At 72.7% G+C, this 16,447-nt stretch carries 16 protein-coding genes; 11 read left to right on the forward strand and 5 right to left on the reverse strand.

Annotated elements, in window-relative coordinates; all coding sequences use genetic code 11:
• Position 1 precedes the first annotated feature (1 nt).
• The gene (gene pepN, locus AB0B86_RS11760; RefSeq protein WP_357412067.1) at positions 2-2,518 is read left to right on the forward strand and encodes an aminopeptidase N; all 2,517 of its coding nucleotides are present in this window, start codon (positions 2-4) and stop codon (positions 2,516-2,518) included.
• Between the two features lie 69 nt (positions 2,519-2,587).
• On the opposite strand, the gene AB0B86_RS11765 is transcribed toward pepN, so the two are convergent.
• Positions 2,588-3,802, reverse strand: a complete 1,215-nt coding sequence (locus AB0B86_RS11765) for an FAD-dependent monooxygenase (protein WP_357412068.1) — start codon at positions 3,800-3,802, stop codon at positions 2,588-2,590.
• Between the two features lie 161 nt (positions 3,803-3,963).
• Complete coding sequence (locus AB0B86_RS11770) at positions 3,964-4,626, reverse strand: PadR family transcriptional regulator (protein ID WP_357412069.1); 663 nt, start codon at positions 4,624-4,626, stop codon at positions 3,964-3,966.
• Positions 4,627-4,812: 186 nt separating this feature from the next.
• Between AB0B86_RS11770 and nadD the strand changes: the two genes are divergently transcribed.
• The 6 genes from nadD (at position 4,813) to AB0B86_RS11800 (ending at position 8,872) form a co-directional block, all read left to right on the forward strand.
• Positions 4,813-5,409 carry a nicotinate-nucleotide adenylyltransferase gene (gene nadD / locus AB0B86_RS11775; RefSeq protein WP_124817466.1) on the forward strand — a complete coding sequence of 199 codons (597 nt, stop codon included), beginning with the start codon at positions 4,813-4,815 and terminating at the stop codon, positions 5,407-5,409.
• A 110-nt stretch (positions 5,410-5,519) separates the two neighbouring features.
• Positions 5,520-5,927 (forward strand): ribosome silencing factor, encoded by a 408-nt coding sequence (gene rsfS / locus AB0B86_RS11780; RefSeq protein ID WP_357412070.1) that lies wholly within the window; start codon positions 5,520-5,522, stop codon positions 5,925-5,927.
• The gene (locus AB0B86_RS11785; RefSeq protein WP_357412071.1) at positions 5,924-6,583 is read left to right on the forward strand and encodes a histidine phosphatase family protein; all 660 of its coding nucleotides are present in this window, start codon (positions 5,924-5,926) and stop codon (positions 6,581-6,583) included. Before rsfS ends, AB0B86_RS11785 begins: the two co-directional genes overlap by 4 nt.
• Positions 6,584-6,631: 48 nt before the next feature.
• Entirely contained in the window at positions 6,632-7,486 is an 855-nt protein-coding gene (locus AB0B86_RS11790; RefSeq protein ID WP_357412072.1) for a DegV family protein, read from the forward strand.
• A gap of 3 nt (positions 7,487-7,489) precedes the next feature.
• Complete coding sequence (locus AB0B86_RS11795) at positions 7,490-8,263, forward strand: SDR family oxidoreductase (RefSeq protein ID WP_357412073.1); 774 nt, start codon at positions 7,490-7,492, stop codon at positions 8,261-8,263.
• A 234-nt stretch (positions 8,264-8,497) separates the two neighbouring features.
• Positions 8,498-8,872 (forward strand): VOC family protein, encoded by a 375-nt coding sequence (locus tag AB0B86_RS11800; protein ID WP_357412074.1) that lies wholly within the window; start codon positions 8,498-8,500, stop codon positions 8,870-8,872.
• Between the two features lie 95 nt (positions 8,873-8,967).
• Here AB0B86_RS11800 and AB0B86_RS11805 read toward each other — a convergent pair whose 3' ends face one another.
• Positions 8,968-9,291: a hypothetical protein gene (locus AB0B86_RS11805; RefSeq protein ID WP_357412075.1), complete on the reverse strand. Its 324-nt coding sequence runs from the start codon at positions 9,289-9,291 to the stop codon at positions 8,968-8,970.
• A gap of 406 nt (positions 9,292-9,697) precedes the next feature.
• Here AB0B86_RS11805 and AB0B86_RS11810 point away from each other — a divergent pair, with 406 nt between their 5' ends.
• From AB0B86_RS11810 to AB0B86_RS11825, 4 genes are all read left to right on the forward strand, one after another.
• Positions 9,698-10,513, forward strand: coding sequence for a ComEA family DNA-binding protein (locus tag AB0B86_RS11810; RefSeq protein WP_357412076.1), 816 nt, complete (start codon positions 9,698-9,700; stop codon positions 10,511-10,513).
• Entirely contained in the window at positions 10,510-12,918 is a 2,409-nt protein-coding gene (locus AB0B86_RS11815; RefSeq protein ID WP_357417700.1) for a ComEC/Rec2 family competence protein, read from the forward strand. Before AB0B86_RS11810 ends, AB0B86_RS11815 begins: the two co-directional genes overlap by 4 nt.
• Before the next feature lie 192 nt (positions 12,919-13,110).
• Entirely contained in the window at positions 13,111-14,091 is a 981-nt protein-coding gene (holA, locus tag AB0B86_RS11820; RefSeq protein WP_357412079.1) for a DNA polymerase III subunit delta, read from the forward strand.
• On the forward strand, positions 14,088-14,510 hold the full coding sequence (locus AB0B86_RS11825) for a hypothetical protein (protein ID WP_357417702.1): 423 nt from the start codon (positions 14,088-14,090) through the stop codon (positions 14,508-14,510). Before holA ends, AB0B86_RS11825 begins: the two co-directional genes overlap by 4 nt.
• Positions 14,511-14,716: 206 nt before the next feature.
• Here AB0B86_RS11825 and rpsT read toward each other — a convergent pair whose 3' ends face one another.
• Both rpsT and AB0B86_RS11835 read right to left on the reverse strand, forming a co-directional pair.
• The gene (gene rpsT / locus AB0B86_RS11830; RefSeq protein WP_030336508.1) at positions 14,717-14,983 is read right to left on the reverse strand and encodes a 30S ribosomal protein S20; all 267 of its coding nucleotides are present in this window, start codon (positions 14,981-14,983) and stop codon (positions 14,717-14,719) included.
• A gap of 423 nt (positions 14,984-15,406) precedes the next feature.
• Positions 15,407-16,393 (reverse strand): aminoglycoside phosphotransferase family protein, encoded by a 987-nt coding sequence (locus AB0B86_RS11835; protein ID WP_357417704.1) that lies wholly within the window; start codon positions 16,391-16,393, stop codon positions 15,407-15,409.
• Between the last annotated feature and the right edge of the window lie 54 nt (positions 16,394-16,447).

Below are 16,447 nucleotides of genomic sequence, written 5' to 3' on the forward strand. Positions count from 1 at the left end.
GATGCCGAGCCTGACCCGTGTAGAGGCGACCGCGCGTGGCGCGGCGATTACTGTCGAGTCCTATCAGGTGGACCTCGACCTGACCGGCGGTGCGGAGCTGTTCCGCTCCCGCGTCGCGATCCGGTTCCGGGCGACCCCCGGTGCCGCGACCTTCGCCGAGGTCAAGCCTGCCAAACTGCTGGCGGTACGCCTCAACGACCGCGACCTCGACACCGACGTGCTGGCCGACAACCGGCTGCCGTTGAGCGACCTGGCCGAGGAGAACACGCTCGTCGTCGAGGCCGAGATGGCGTACTCCAACGCGGGGGAGGGGATGCACCGTTTCGTCGATCCGGCCGACGGCGAGACGTACCTCTACGCGGTGAGCTTCCTCGACAACGTGCAACGCATCTTCGCCGCGTTCGACCAGCCGGACCTCAAGGCTCCGTTCATCCTCTCGGTGACCGCCCCGCCGGAGTGGACCGTAGCCGGCAACGCCGAGGTGGCCGCCACGCCGGCCCCGGGTCGCTGGGAGTTCGCCCCCAGCGCGCCGCTCGCCACGTACTTCTTCTCGCTGATCGCCGGTCCGTACCACGTGCGGCGGGCCGAGCACGACGGCGTGCCGCTGGGCATCTACTGCCGCAGGTCGCTGGCCGGGCACCTCGACGCCGACGCCGAGGAGATCTTCACCGTCACCCGGCAGTGCCTGGACCGGTTCCATCAGCTCTTCACCGAGCGCTACCCGTTCGGCAAGTACGACCAGGCGTTCGTGCCGGAGTTCAACGCCGGTGCCATGGAAAACCCGGGGATCGTCACCTTCCGGGACGACTACGTGTTCCGCTCGGCGGTCACCGACACGCAGCGTGAGCAGCGGGCCACCACCATCGCGCACGAGATGGCCCACATGTGGTTCGGTGACCTGGTCACCATGCGCTGGTGGGACGACCTGTGGTTGAACGAGTCCTTCGCGGAATACCTGGGCACCCGGGTCACCGCCGAGGCGACCCGTTTCGACAAGGCGTGGACGACGTTCGCCATGCGTCGTAAGGCCTGGGGGTACGCGGCCGACCAACGGCCCTCGACCCACCCGGTCGCCCCGCAGGAGGTGGCCGACGCCGACGAGGGCCTGCTCAACTTCGACGGCATCTCGTACGCCAAGGGCGCCAGCGTGCTGCGGCAGCTGGTCGCGTGGCTCGGCGACGAGGTGTTCCTCGCCGGTCTGAACGCGCACTTCGCCGCGCACCGGTTCGGTAACGCGACGCTGGCCGACCTGCTGGTCAGCCTCTCCACGGCCAGCGGCCGGGACCTGTCCGGTTGGGCCGAGGTGTGGCTGCGCCGGCCGCAGGTGAACACCCTGCGCGCCGAGGTCACCGTCGACGCCGACGGCCGCTACAGCGAGGTGTCGGTGGTACAGACCGCGCCGGCGTCCCACCCGGTGCTGCGCCCGCACCGGATCGACGTGGGCCACTACGCCCCGGACGGCACCGTGCGGCGCGACGACCTCTACCTCGATCCCGCTGTCGACGGCGGCCGGACCGTGCTGGGGGCGTTGGCCGGCACGCCGGCGGCCGGGCTGCTGCTGCTCAACGACGGTGACCTGACCTTCGCCAAGGTGCGCCTCGACCCGGCGTCGGCCGAGGCGGTTGCGCTGATGCTGCCCCGCCTGACCGACCCGCTCACCCGGGCGATCCTCTGGGGCGAGGCGCTGGACGCGGCGACCGACGGGGAGCGGCCGGTCACCGGGCTGGTCGACCTGATGGCCGCCGCGCTGCCCACCGAGACCGAAGTGATCATCGCGGAGGACGTGCTCACGCTCAGCCGGTCGTTGGTGGACCGCTACCTCGACCCGCTGTCTCGGTCCGCGGCGCTGGCCCGGGTCGCCGGGGCATGCCAGCGGCTGCTCGACGGCGCCCCAGCGGGGGAGTCGTTGCAGTTGGCCGGCGCGCGGGGGTGGATCGCCGCGACCACCGACGCGGACCTGCTCGTCGGCTGGCTCGCCGGCCGGGACGTGCCGGCCGGTCTGCGGGTCGACGCGGAGCTGCGCTGGGCCGTGTTGCACCGGTTGGTGGTGCTGGGCGCCGCCGGCGAGGCGGAGATCGCCCTCGAGTTGGCCGCCGACAACAGCTCCACGGGCGCGGAACGGGCCGCCCGGTGCCGGGCCGCCCAACCCGACCCGGCCGCGAAGAAGGCGGCCTGGGACATCATCGTTCGCGACACCGAGTTGTCCAACCGACTGCTCGAGGCGACCGCCGAGGGGTTCTGGCAACCCGAGCAGGCCGAGCTGACCGCCGGTTATGTCGAGCGGTACTTCGCCGACATGCCGTCGGCGGCGCGTCGGCGTACCCCGTGGACGGCCGACCGGGTGGCGAAGCTGGCGTTTCCCCGCTACGCCGTGGCGCAGCCGACCCGGGAGGCGGCCGCGGCGCTGCTGGCCGGCGACGACCTGACCCCCGGCCTGCGCCGGGTGATCGTCGACGCCGACGACGACCTGCGCCGCGCGCTCGTGGCCCGCACGGCGGTGGCCGCCGCGGCGGCGTGAGGGCGGCGCGGCTGAGCTGTGGCCGGGCGCGGGGTGGTGGGTGGGCCACCCCGCGCCCGGCCCGCCCGCTCAACGCAGCGCGAGCTCCGTCGTGACCGGGGCGTCCCAGTCGATGACGTAGCGCTGCTCGTGGGCGATGGTCTTCTCCGGGTCCAGCACCGTTCGCACCATCAGCGGCAGCAACAGCGGCATCAGCGTCCGGGCGACAGGTCCGGGTGCCTTGGCCTGGTTGATCCGGGCCGCGCGGGCGGCGACCTTCTCCACCCTGGCCCGGCGCAGCCGCACGTACGCGGCGAACGCCGCAGCCACGTCCGGCAGGTCACGAAGGCAGCGGGCGAGCTGCACCGCACTTTCGATGGCCAGCGACGCACCCTGCCCGGAGCTGTTCGACGGCGCGTGCACCGCGTCGCCGACGAGCACCATCCGGCCCCGGTGCCAGTGCGGCACGGGCGGCATGATCTGCAACGAGCCGGCCACCTGGAGTGCGTCGGCGTCGCTTGTCGCCATCAGCTCCCGGCCCGGGTCGTCGTCGCCGTAGCTGGCACGTAGCGTCTCCATCCACTGCCGCGCCGGCACCGCACGGGCCTCGACGAGGCTCATCGGCCGCTGCTGCGGCAGGTTGGCGCCCCACCGGGTGCCGCCGCCGGGCTCCGGCCAGTACAGGTAGTAGCCCCGTTGCCCGAACGCGAACGTCATGGTGCCCGGCTCGACGCCCACCTCGTGCCGGGCGACCGCCTCGAAGCTGAGCAGGCCGGTGAACCGGGGGCCGGGCGCGGCCGGGTCGATGAGCCGACGAACTGTGGACCGGATGCCGTCCGCGCCGACGAGGATGTCGGCGGTGGCGCTGCTGCCGTCCTCGAACCGGGCTGTCACGCCGCTGTCGGTCTGCTCGGCGTCGACAAGCCGTTTGCCGTAGACGAACGGGACGCCCTCGGCGACCGCCCGGTCGTGCAGCACCCGGTGCAGTTCGGCCCGGTGCACCACCCGCAGCGGCGGCACCCCGGCCAGCGTGGGCAGGTCGAGGCGGCGACGGCCCACGGCCATCGCGCTGCGCTCGATCGGGGTGGCGACCGCCGTCACCGCCTCGTCCGCGCCGACCATGCGGAGCGCCGCCACACCGTTGGGCGCGAGGGCGAGGGTGCCGCCGATGCCACCGACCCCGCCGGCGGTGGCGGGGTACGCCTCGTAGACGGTGGCGGTGATGCCGGCTCGGTGCAGCGCGAGCGCCGTCACCGGTCCGGCGATGCCGCCGCCGATGACGATCGCGGTTCGTTCCGTGGTCATGGTCTCTCCCTGGTTGTGGTCGGTTCGTGGGCGTACGAACCGACCTGGGAGGGCGCCCCGGCTATCCTCTGGTTGCCGCTTCGGGCCGGGTGCCTGCCCAGGTATCGGTTCGAGGTAGAGGCTCCGGCGGGGTGTTGGCGCACCCCGCCGGAGCCGTTCGGTCAGTCGGTGGTCTCCGTGGTCGGGGTGCTGGTCCGCTCCGCCAGCTCGGTCAGCTCGGCCGGCATCTCGCCGGTCTCGTGGAAGGCCCGCCAGCTGTCCAGCCCCGGATAGCTGCCGGAGGTCAGCTCGGCGAGCAGGCCACGCAGCCAGGTCGCCTCGGCGGCCCGCAGGGCCAGGTCGTACTCCGACTCGACCAGGAACAGTCGCGGGATCTCCCGCAGGTGGGCGTCGAGCGTCTCGCGGTCCCGCCGGAGGGCGTCGTCGAGCAGGTCGAGTCGTTGACGGAGCAGGCCGGTGGCCTCGTCGGGATGCAGGGCGGCGAGGACTGACAACCCGGCCCGGAAGCGGGGATGCTCCGGCATCGGGGTGGCGACCAGCTCGCGGGCCCAGTCGACAAGCTCGGCCCGGCCCGCTTCGGTGATCCGGTAGATGGTGCGTTCCGGGCGTCGACCCTCCCGAAGGCTCTCCACCGCCTCGATCAGGTGGTGTTTGTCCAGGTTGCGGATCACCGTGTAGAAGGAGCCCCACTTGAACTCCATGTCCTGGTCCTTGCCCCAGGTGCGCAGCGCGGTGGCGATCTCGTACGGGTGCATCGGCCGCGGGACCAGAGCGGACAGCACGGCCAGCGCGAGCAGGTTGCTGACCTTACGCCGCTTCGGCACGACACCCTCCGCTGTCACTCGCAGACAATTACTTGTCCACGAGTATATGTCCACGGGTAGCGCTGCCGCGACCCCTCCACCACCCGAACCCGGGCCCGCTGGTCGACGCGGTGTCCCGGCGGGTCGTGGCGGAGCTCGCACCCAGGCCGGGGTGGCCTGCCCCGACGCTCGGCCTACGATCATCGGGTGGAGGAAGATATCCGGCGGATCGGCATCATGGGTGGCACCTTCGACCCGATCCACCACGGCCACCTCGTCGCGGCCAGTGAGGTGGCTGACCGGTTCGGCCTGGACGAGGTGGTCTTCGTCCCGACCGGGCAGCCGTGGCAGAAGGCCGACGAACCGGTCAGCCCGGCCGAGGACCGGTACCTGATGACCGTCATCGCCACCGCCTCCAACCCGCGCTTCCAGGTCAGCCGGGTCGACATCGACCGCAGTGGGCCGACCTACACCGTCGACACGCTGCGCGACCTCCAGGCCGAGTACGGCCCCAAGGTGCAGCTGTTCTTCATCACCGGTGCGGACGCCCTGCAACGGATCCTGTCCTGGAAGGATCTGGACGAGATCTTCGAGCTGGCCCACTTCGTCGGGGTGACCCGGCCCGGCTTTCCGTTGACCGACAAGCACCTTCCGGCGGACACCGTCAGCCTGATCCAGGTGCCCGCGATGTCCATCTCGTCGACCGACTGCCGCGCCCGGGTGGCCCGAGGTGAGCCGGTCTGGTATCTCGTGCCCGACGGTGTGGTGCAGTACATCGCCAAGCGAAGCCTCTATCAGCGCTGACCGCGCCGGGTTCCGGGTGGTTTGTGTATGTAACCGACCAGAACTGCCCGGTCGGGGCGACGCCAGGTGTGAGACGCTTGGAGGATCGCACGCTTGATCGAAGGAGAACGGTGACAGTTTCCGAACGCGCTCACGAGCTGGCAATGGCGGCTGCCCAGGCTGCCGCCGACAAGAAGGCGCAGGACATCACGATCATCGACGTCGGCGACCAGCTCGCCATCACCGACGCGTTCGTGCTCGCCGCCGCCCCCAACGAGCGTCAGGTGCTGGCCATCGTGGACGCCATCGAGGAAAGCCTCCTGGAGTTGCCGGACAAGGCCAAGCCGGTGCGGCGCGAGGGCGAGCGTGGTGGCCGTTGGGTGCTGCTCGACTACGTCGACATCGTGGTGCACGTCCAGCACACCGAGGAGCGCGAGTTCTACGGGCTCGACCGCCTCTGGAAGGACTGCCCCACCATCCCGTTCGTCGATCGCGACCTGGTCGAGGCCGACGCCAGCGGGTCCGCCGCCGCCGAATGACCCGGCTGATCGTCTGGCGGCACGGCAACACCGACTGGAACGCCGCCAACCGCGTCCAGGGGCAGACCGACGTACCCCTCAACGATCTTGGTCGCGACCAGGCCCGCGCCGCCGCGCCGCTGCTCGCGGCGCTGCGGCCCGACGCCATCGTGGCGAGCGACCTGAGCCGCGCCGTGGAGACCGCCGCCGCGCTCGCCGCGTTGACGGGTCTGCCGGTCCGCACCGACGCCCGGCTACGCGAGCGGCACTTCGGGCAGTGGCAGGGCCTGCACCTCACCGAGGTCGCCGAGCGTTTCCCCGAGGAGTACGCCCGCTGGCGGGCCGGCGACCCCGCTCCGGGCGCCGATCTGGAGCCCCTGCACGACCTCGGCGAGCGGGTCGGCACCGCGTTGCGCGAAGCAGCCGAGGCGGCACCCGGCGGCACTGTGGTGATCGCCACCCACGGTGGCGGATCCCGGCAGGGCATCGGCCACCTGCTCGGCTGGGACACCGGCCTGCTGCGCACCATCGGTTCCCTGGCCAACTGCCACTGGAGCGAGCTGCGGCACGACGACCGCGCGCCGACGATCGGGCGTCCGCAGGACGCCAGTGGCTGGCAGTTGCGGGCACACAACGTCGGCTTGATCACCGCTCCGGTCGCCGTCGACGCGGTCTGAGCGCTCGCGCTTCGGCGTTGGGGGCCTCGATCGGCTAGCGTGCCGGGCATGCCCGTCGCGGTCGTCATCGACTCCACCGCCTACCTTCCACCCGAGCTGTCGCACGCACACCGGCTGACCGTGGTCCCGTTGACAGTCGTGCTCAACGGCGCGGAGGGGCTGGAGGGGGTGGAAACCCAACCGGCCGATGCCACAGTCGCGCTCAGTGCCCGGCGGGTCACTGCCACCACCTCCCGCCCGGCGCCCGACCAGTTCGCCCGCACGTACCGGCAGCTGCTCGACGGCGGCGCGGACGGGATCGTCTCCGTGCACCTGTCCGCCGCGCTGTCCGGCACGGTTGAGGCCGCCCGACTGGCCGCTGCCGAACTGGGCGGCCGGGTCGAGGTCGTGGACAGCCGGTCCGCCGGCATGGGGCTGGGCTTTCCGGCCATCGCCGCCGCCACCGCCGCCGAGAGCGGCGTCAACCTCGCCGGGGTACGCGACGCGGCGCTCGCCGCAGTCGCCCGCACCACAGTCTTCTTCTACGTCGACACGCTCGAGTTCCTCCGCCGGGGCGGCCGGATCAACGCGGCCGAGGCGCTGCTGGGCACCGCCCTGTCCGTCAAGCCGATCATGCACATGCCGGACGGGGCGATAGTGCTGCGCGAGAAGGTCCGCACCGCCAGCCGGGGAGTCACCCGGCTGGTGGACCTGGCCGTCGAGGCGGCCGGGGACGACGACGTGGATCTCGGGGTGCATCACCTGGCCGCGCCGCAACGGGCCGAGGCGCTGCGTACCGCGCTCACCGAACGGCTCGGTGCACGGCTGCACGACACGTACCTCTCCGAGGCCGGCGCGGTCGTCGGCGCGCACGCCGGCCCGGGGCTGGCCTGTGTGGTCGTCCACCGCCGACCGGAGCACTGAGCGGTGGCCACGTCGTGTGTGGTGACCGGCGGCGGTCGCGGTGTCGGCCGCGCCGTTGTCGAACGCCTGGTGGCGACCGGTGCCAATGTCGTCGTGTTGGAGCGCGACGCCGACGCTGTCGACTGGTTGGCCGGGCACCCGGCCGCCGACCGACTCGTCGCGGTGCTCGGGGACGCCGGTGACGAGCAGGTGGCCGAACACGCAGCCGAGCTGGCCGAACGCGCGGCGCCCCTGACCGGCTGGGTCAACAACGCGGCGGTGTTCCGCGACGCCGCGCTGCACTCCGCGTCGGCCGACACGGTCCTGGACCTGATCGGGCTGAACCTGCGCCCGGCCGTGGTGGGCGCTGCGGTCGCCGTCCGCCGGTTCCTGGCCCGCGCCGCCGGCGGCGCGATCGTCAACGTCTCGTCGCACCAGGCCCGCCGGCCGGTGTCGGGTGCCCTGCCGTACGCGACGGCGAAGGCCGCAGTGGAGGGGCTGACCCGGGCGCTTGCCGTCGAGTACGGCAAGCACGGCATCCGCGCGAACGCGGTAGCGCTCGGCTCGATCGCCACCGAGCGGCACACCGAATTCCTTGCCGCACAGGAACCCGCCCAGGCCCGGTGGATCGACGACGAGCTGAATCGGTTGCACCCGGTGGGCCGGATCGGGCGGGTCGACGAGGTGGCCGAGGCAGTCGCGTACCTGCTGTCACCGGCGGCGAGCTTCGTCAACGGGGTGACCCTGCCGGTGGACGGGGGACGAGCCGTGCTCGGCCTCGACCCGGAGGCCCGCTGACCGTTTTGTCGCGCCGCTGCTCCGCGTCGCTGTGTTAGCCTCCGTGCGCGCCCCAGATGGGCCTACCCCCCGGAGGTTCTGGCTACTTCAGCCACCACGCCGAGATCGACGCGATGTCCGCGTCTCTCGTGCGGGATCCGGGGCGTCGGCGCCCTCGGGGCTTTGTCCTAGCTGTGGCTGCGGGGGGCTCTGGGCCTCCGGTCGGGTCCTCGGATCGACCGGAAGACGGTACACATGACAGTCACGTTCAACCACACCATCATCGCCACCAAGGACCGGAACGCCTCCGCCGCGTTCTATCGGGAGCTGTTCGAGTTGCCCGAGGCGCCCTCGTGGGGGCCGTTCGTCAACGTCATGTTGGACGAGGGTGTGTTGCTCCAGTTCGCCGAGCCGCCGGTGGACATCCAGATGCAGCACTACGCGTTCCTGGTCGACGACGAGTTGTTCGTGCGGTGCCTGGCGTTTGTCGAGGAGCGCGGCATCACCTACTGGGCCGACCCGCAGCTCAAGCGGGCGGGGGAGACCAACACCGAGCACGGTGGGCGGGGCTTCTACTTCTTCGACCCGGCCGGCCACGCCATCGAGATCATCACCCGGCCGTACCTGTAGTGGCCGAGATCGGCGCTAGCTGACCGCTCGTCGAGCAGGGGTGCCGGCTCCGGTGGCAGTTCACCGGGCCGGCACCACCCGCCCGACGGGCGCACCTAGAACGCTTCGCCGGCCACGCCGCTGTAGCCGCGTAGCCCGTGCTGTCGAGCCAGCTCGTAGATGCCGTCGAGGTGGCCGAGCATCCCGACCGGAAGGGTGAGCAGCACATACTTCGCCGCATCGTCGGGCGCGTCGACAAGGTCGTGTTCGCTCGGTTCGAGGACGTCCACCAGATCGGGCCAGCGCGACAGCAGCTCGCCCCGGAAGCCTGTGACGTCGGGGTGCGCTTCGAGGACGTCGGTCTCGCCGTCGGCCAAGCCGTCGTAGATCTCGCCCGGGTCACCCACGCCGACCTTCCAGAACGCGAAATCACTGCTCACGATGATGCTCCCGGGCTACTCGGACGGTGACCGGTCACTCCGGCCGCCTGCGATCATGGCGCGGTGAGTCGACACCTTCAGGCCGGCGGACTCGGCTCCGCCTAGCAGCCCGCCGGCCGTCGGTTTCGCTGCTGAGCCTCGTAGGCGCGGGTCACCTGCGCCGTGCCGGCGCCCCAGGCGCGAACGCGGATGCCGCGGTGGCAGTCTCCGCTGCCCGGCAGGCAGTGAATCACCGCGCGCCGCACAAAGGTGCACCCGCCGATCCGGGCTGTCACCCATGCCCGGATGCCGCTGAGACGGATAGCAGATGTGTGCATGATCAGGGCGTTGTCCACAGTGGCGTCGGTTGTCCACAGGACGCCGCCGCCACCCCCAACCACCTTCGCCGTCGCCATAACGTCGCCCCGTGTCACACGACGAGGAGATTGAGGTACGCCAGCGCCTGCGCCGGCTGACGGACGCGCCGCTGGACGTGTTGTCACCCCCGGCAGGGGCACCGCTCGTGGGCGTACCCCTGGCCGGGGTGCTGCCACCCCGGGCCGGGGCGCCGGTGGCGGAGCCGGACATGGGCGTACCCCTTGCCGTGGACGGCTCGGTGGCCCCGCGGTTGTCCGGGCCTGGCGCGTTCGACCCGGGGCGACGTGGGGTGCGGGCGCTGGCTGTCGTGGCGGCGGTGGTGGTTCTGGCCGCCGGCGGATGGGCCTGGCGGTCCCGGCCGCACGCCGAGCCGGTCGCACCAGCGGGCAGTGAGGCCGCAGCGGCCAGTCCGGCGGGCGACCTCAGCGCGTCCGGCTCGGGCGAGCTGGTGGTGGCGGTCGCGGGCAAGGTCCGCAAACCCGGTTTGGTACGCCTGCCGGCCGGATCCCGGCTCGCCGACGCGGTGCAGGCGGCCGGCGGTCCGCTCCCCGGGGTCGACGTGGCGCTGCTCAACCCCGCCCGCAAGGTCACCGACGGCGAGCTGATAGTGGTCGGGGTGACGCCGCCGCCGGTGCCGGGCGGACCGGCGGCGGGCGGGGCGGCACCGGCCGCCGGTCCACTGAACCTCAACACCGCCACACTGGCGCAGCTCGACGCGCTGCCCGGGGTCGGTCCGGTGCTCGCCCAGCGCATCCTCGACCACCGCGACCGGCACGGCGGGTTCAAGGCCGTCGGCGACCTGCGTCAGGTCGACGGGATCGGGGACGCACGGTACGAGCAGCTCAAGGACCTGGTGACTGTGTGAACCGCAACCCTGCCACCGGCGACCCGTCGCCCCCCGGTGCCGAGCACCAGACGTCGCCGCCGGATCTGCGGCTCGCCGGGCTGGCTGTGGCCGCCTGGCTCACCGCGCTCGCCGGCCTGCATCTCGGCACCCGCGCGCTGCTGCTGGTGGCCACAGTGGCGACCATCCTGACCACGTTCGGCGCCCTGCACCTGCTCGGTCGCCTCGGCCGTCCGTGGGCCGCCGCACGCCGTTACGGCTGGATCGCCGTCGCTGTCGGCCTCGGTGTGGTCTGCGCGGGGGCGGCCACCGCAGCCCAGCTCGCCATCCGGGACACACCGCCGATCCGTGCCCTGGCCGAGCAGCGTGCTCTGATCACCGCCGAGGTGGTGGTCCGGGACGATCCGCGCCCGATCCGCTCCGCCGGGCGACCCGGGATGCTGCTGGTGCCGAGCGAACTGGTCCAGCTCACCGGCCCCGACGGCCGCCGAATTCACGCGTCGGTGCGGCTGCTCGTCCTGGCCACCGACCCGGCCTGGCATGGGCTGCTACCCGGGCAGCGCCTCACCGCCGACGGTCGGCTCGGTCTTCCGCGCGGTGGCGACCTCACCGCGGCCGTGCTCAGCACCAACGGCCCGCCGCAGCGGCACGGCGAGTCGTCCTGGGCGCAGCGAGCCGCCGGCACCCTGCGTGCCGGCCTGCAACGGGCCTGCGCGCCGCTGCCCGACGACCCGGGCGGGCTGCTGCCAGGGTTGATCGTGGGCGACACCAGCCGACTGCCACCCGCCGTCGAGGAAGAATTCCGGGCCACTGGCATGACACATCTCAATGCCGTGTCGGGGAGCAACGTGGCGATTGTGGTTGGCGCGGTGTTGCTGCTGGCCCGTTGGGCACGAGCCGGTCCGTGGCTCGCCGTCGGGCTCTGCGCGGTGGCGCTTGTGGGTTTCGTCATTCTGGTCCGCCCGTCGCCGAGCGTCGTACGAGCCGCGACGATGGGGGCGATCGGGCTCGCCGCGCTCGCCGCCGGTCGGCCCCGTGCCGCGCTACCCGCGTTGGCCGCCGCCGTCACCGTGCTGGTCCTTGTCGATCCCGAGCTGGCCGGGGATCCCGGGTTCGCGCTCTCCGTACTGGCCACCGGTGGTCTGCTGCTGCTCGCCGGACCCTGGCGGGACGGGCTGCGGCGGCGCGGCGTGCCGGCTGGCCTCGCGGAGGCGCTGACCGTGCCGGCGGCCGCGCAGCTGGCCTGCGGGCCGGTCGTCGCCGGCATCTCCGGCACGGTCAGCCTCGTGGCGGTGCCCGCCAACCTGCTGGCCGTGCCGGCCATCGCGCCAGCGACAGTGCTGGGCGTGCTGGCGGCCCTGGTGTCGCCGGTCTGGCCGGCCGGGGCCGAGTTCCTCGCGTGGCTGGCGAGCTGGCCGGCCTGGTGGCTCGTGCTCATCGCCCGCCAGGGCACCCGACTGCCGGGCGGCACCCTGCCCTGGCCCGGCGGGTTGCCGGGGGCACTGCTGCTGACCGCGGTGACCCTCGCCCTGCTGGTCGCGGTCCGTCGGCCCGTCGTGCGTCGACTGGTGGCGGTGGTCGGCGTCGCCGCAGTCATCGGCGTTCTCGCGGTGCGGTTCGTGGCTGCCGGCTGGCCGCCGACGGGTTGGGTGGTGGTGGCCTGCGCGGTGGGTCAGGGCGATGCCCTGGTGCTGCCGGTCGGCTCCGGGCGGGCGGTGGTGGTGGACGCCGGGCCTGAACCAGGTGCGGTGGACGACTGCCTGCGTCGGCTCGGCGTACGGGAGGTGCCGTTGCTTGTGGTCAGCCACTTTCACGCCGACCACGTGGGTGGTGTGGCAGGCGTGTTCCGGGGGCGACGGGTGGACGCCGTACTGGTGCCGGCCTCGACGGATCCGGAAAGTGGCCGGGACCTGGTCCGGGCGGCGGCGACCGCCGGGCGGGCCGCGCTGCTCACCACCTCGGCCGGCGCGCGCCACCCGATCGGGGGCGTCGACCTGCTGGTGCTCGGTCCGCCGTACCCGTTGGCCGGGACCAGATCCGACCCGAACAACAACTCGCTGGTGCTGCGTGCCACGGTGGGCGGAGTGCGGATCCTGCTGCCGGGCGACGCCGAGACCGAGGAGCAGCACGCGTTGCTGACGCGGGCAACGCCCAGCCAGTTACGGGCGGACGTGTTGAAGGTCGCGCATCACGGGTCGGCGTACCAGGACCCGAGCTTCCTCGACGCGGTGCGGCCGGTGGTGGCGCTCGTGCCGGTGGGCAGCGGCAACACCTACGGCCACCCGAACCCGGGGATACTCGCCCGGCTGAGCGGGGGTGGCACCCGGGTGCTGCGCACCGACACCGACGGCGACGTGGCGGCGATCCGGAACGATGGTGGCCTGGCCGTGGTCCGACGCGGAATCCCACCGGGCCGACGATCCTGAGCCGCAGGCGGCACGGTGCGGCCGATCCGCGGCGCCCCGGGTGGTGCACCGCAGCGCCTGGTGGACCCGACCCGTGATGACAATTGCGTATTAGGTGGCAATTGAGATAGATGTCTGGATTTGCGCTGAGTGCGGGCTGCGCCGACCAAGCAGCGAATGAGCAGGCGAGATCCCGACCTGGGCCGTGCGAATATGGGCGGCGTGACCGCCGCCAACCTCGCCCCCATTCTGCTCGTCCTCGGTGACGAGGAGTTGCTCGCCACGCGCGCGGTCACCGAAGCTGTCGCGAAGGTTCGCAGTGTCGACGCCGAGGTGGATGTCCGTGAATACCAGGCTGGTGCGCTCACCGTCGGCGAGATCGCCGAGATGCTCAGCCCCTCGCTGTTCGGCGGGCGGCGGCTGCTGATCCTGCGCTCGGGCCAGGACGCCCGCAAGGACCTGGTCGCCGCGCTGCTGGCGTACGCGAAGAACCCCGACCCCGACGTCCAGCTACTGGTGCTGCACCTGGGTGCCGCCAAGGGCAAGGCGTTCGCCGACGGGCTACGGGCGGCCGGCGCGACTGTCGTTCCGGCGGCCAAGCTCAAGGGGCATCGCGACCGGGTGGCCTTTGTCCGTGACGAGATCCGCCGAGCTGGCGGAAAGTGCACCGACGACGCCGCCGAGGCGCTCATCGCGGCGGTCGGCAACGACCTGCGTGAGTTGGCGGCCGCCTGTTCCCAACTGATCGCCGACACCGACGGGCGGATCAGCGCCGACACGGTCAGCCGCTACTACCGGGGTCGGGTCGAGGTGACCGGCTTCACGGTGGCGGACGCCACCATGGTCGGTGACGTACCGGCGGCGCTGGAGGCGCTGCGCTGGGCCCTGCACGTCGGCGTCGACCCGGTGCCCATCGCCGATGCCCTGGCCGACGGGGTGCGCACGGTGGCCCGGGTGGCGTCGGCCGGGCGGGGAAGCCCGTACCAGCTCGCCAGCAGCCTCGGCATGCCTGCCTGGAAGATCGAGCGGGCGCAGCGGCAGGGACGCGGCTGGACGCCAGAGGGTCTGGTCCGGGCCATGCAGGTCGCCGCCGAGTGCAACGCCGCAGTCAAGGGCGGCTCCGACGACCGGGCGTACGCCCTGGAGCGGGCGGTCTTCTCGGTCGCGGCAGCCCGGCAGGGCGGGTCCAGGTGACCGGGACGAACCGCCCGGCGTGGGCCACTGTCGCCGTCGACGAGGAGCGCTACCGGCCCCTCTACGCCCGACTCCTCGGTCTGCGGTTCGTTAACCCCGGCGGCGTGCTGTGCTTCCTCTTCTTCGAGGGCACCATCGCGTTGGCCGTGCTGCTCGCCCTCGCCGAGTTGGTCACCTGGTGGGCGGTGCTGGTGCTGCCCGTGGTGGTGGCGGCGATGGTCAAGCTCAACGACATGGTGGCCGCGATCGTGGTCCGTTCCGCCGCGCTCGTGCCCGAGCAGGAACGCGATCGGTTCCGCAGGCAGATGGAACCGGTGGTCGGCCGAGCCCAGGTGGAGTGGATCTCGCACAGCGTCAGCGGCGTGGTTGTCGCTGCCGATCCGGTGCCACCCACCCGCCGCGCCGACCCGTCACGCTGAGCCCACCCCGTCAGGCCGGCCCGTCCCGTCAGGTCGGTCGGGCCAGCATGTCGGACCGGGCGGTTGGATTGAGCGGTGACCGTGCCGGGCGAACCCGATCTCGCCGGATTGGACGGGTGGTCTGCGGACCTGACGCCGGCCTGCGGACACACGGAAGCCCCGGACCGAGGCCCGGGGCTTTCCGAATCAGTCTGACAGTGAAGTCGTCAGGCGGAGAGCGCAACCACGCGCTTCGCGATCGCGGACTTGCGGTTCGCGGCCTGGTTGGAGTGGATCACGCCCTTGCTGACGGCCTTGTCCAGCTTGCGCGAGGCGTCCAGCATGAGCGCGGTCGCCTTCTCGACGTCACCGGCCTCAGCAGCCTCGTGGAACTTCCGGACGGCGGTCTTCAGCGACGACTTGACCGACTTGTTGCGCAGCCGGGCCTTCTCGTTCTGCCGGTTGCGCTTGATCTGGGACTTGATGTTCGCCACGCGACAGCCTCGTCTTGATAGCTCGGGTTGGTCAGCTTGTGCGCTGGGTGACGAACATGCGTCACCGCCGCGCGAAGAGCCAGGTTACCAGGTTGCCCGGGACGAGCCAAAACGGCTCCGCCGAACGCCAGTGCCACGGTCCGCCGCCCACACCGGTGCTGATCCACTCGGCTTCAAGGAAACCGGGGTGTCCGCAGCGAGTTGACACCGCAGTATCCCGGAACCCGAGTCGATCACCCGAAGTCAGGCCGGCACCGGGCGGCGCGGCCCAGCATCGGGCGGCACCGGGCGGGGATCGGCCCAGCACCGGGCGGCGCGGCCCAGCGCGGGGCGGCGCGGCCCAGCGCGGGGCGGCGCGGCCCAGCGCGGGGCGGGCTGGCATCGGGCGGCGCGGCCCAGCGCCGGGGCGGCGCGGGGCCGGGGTCAGCGCCAGCCCTGGCGGCGGGCCAGCCAGGCCAGTGACTGTTCGCCGCTCCACCGCTGGTGGGCGGGCAGGTGCGGGGAGGCCGTCGGGGGTGCCGCCGCGGCACCGGTGAGGTAGTAGCCGGCCAGTGCGGCAAGGGTCGCGTCCAGCGCGTCCGGGGGTGCACCCGCCGCCGCCGGGTGCGCGGCGAAGAGCCGGTCCGCGTCCAGCCCGCTCGCGTACGCGGTGAGCAGCAGACCGGCAATGTCGAACCAGGCGGGCCCCGAGCAGACCCAGGTCCAGTCGCAGAACCAGGCCCGACCGTCCGCGTCGATCAGCACGTTGTCGACCCGCAGATCGCCGTGGATCAGGCCGGTCGCCTCGGCGGCGTACCGGGGAAGGAGGGACTCCAGCGCCACCAGCTCGGCCAGCCGGCCCCGCACCGGCGCGGGCAGTGGTGGGGTCGGCTCGCGGCCGGCGGCGACCTCCTCCCACCAGAGGATGTCCGACCGGGCCAGGTCGGCCAGGTGCGGCAGGCCGAGCGCGGCCAGTCCGGGCGGCGGGTCGGCCAGGGCGGCGGCGACCTCCGCGTACCCGGCGAGGGTGGCGTCCAACTCGGCGGGCGCCCAGGGCAGGCGTGGGGTGTGCCCGTCGACGGCGTCGGTGCAGAGCACGAACCAGCCGGCCTCGGACAGCGTCCACCGGGGGCGGGGCGCCGGAAGGTCGACCGGCAGCCGGTCCAGGATCGCCGCTTCCCGGGCGTACCAGTCGACCAGGTGCGGTTGCTCGGCGGCGGGTGCCGCCTTGACGAAGGCCCGGCCACCGGCGGCGGTCTGGAGCACGGCGGCGAAGCCGCGGGTGAAGCCCGCCGCAGCGACCCGGGCGGTGACCACCGGCGCGCCGAGCCGGTCGGCGACAGCGGCCCGCAGCTCCGCCGGCAACGCCGACCACGACGGACGCTGGGCACTCGCGTGGTACGGCACCGGCGGCAACGGGGGAGAGGACACCACACCATGCTGCCCCGGGGTGCGTGCGCGACGCGCGGCGACACTGCCAGACTG

The sequence above is a fragment of the Micromonospora sp. NPDC049047 genome, from assembly GCF_040649135.1.
Taxonomy (GTDB): domain Bacteria; phylum Actinomycetota; class Actinomycetes; order Mycobacteriales; family Micromonosporaceae; genus Micromonospora.

Excerpts from the sequence above, each read along its gene's own strand:
- holA (WP_357412079.1), top strand. The coding sequence starts at position 13,111 with ATGGGCGGCGTGACCGCCGCCAACCTCGCCCCCATTCTGCTCGTCCTC.
- AB0B86_RS11790 (WP_357412072.1), top strand. The coding sequence starts at position 6,632 with ATGCCCGTCGCGGTCGTCATCGACTCCACCGCCTACCTTCCACCCGAG.
- AB0B86_RS11785 (WP_357412071.1), top strand. The coding sequence starts at position 5,924 with ATGACCCGGCTGATCGTCTGGCGGCACGGCAACACCGACTGGAACGCC.
- AB0B86_RS11765 (WP_357412068.1), bottom strand. The coding sequence starts at position 3,802 with ATGACCACGGAACGAACCGCGATCGTCATCGGCGGCGGCATCGCCGGA.
- AB0B86_RS11800 (WP_357412074.1), top strand. The coding sequence starts at position 8,498 with ATGACAGTCACGTTCAACCACACCATCATCGCCACCAAGGACCGGAAC.
- pepN (WP_357412067.1), top strand. The coding sequence starts at position 2 with ATGCCGAGCCTGACCCGTGTAGAGGCGACCGCGCGTGGCGCGGCGATT.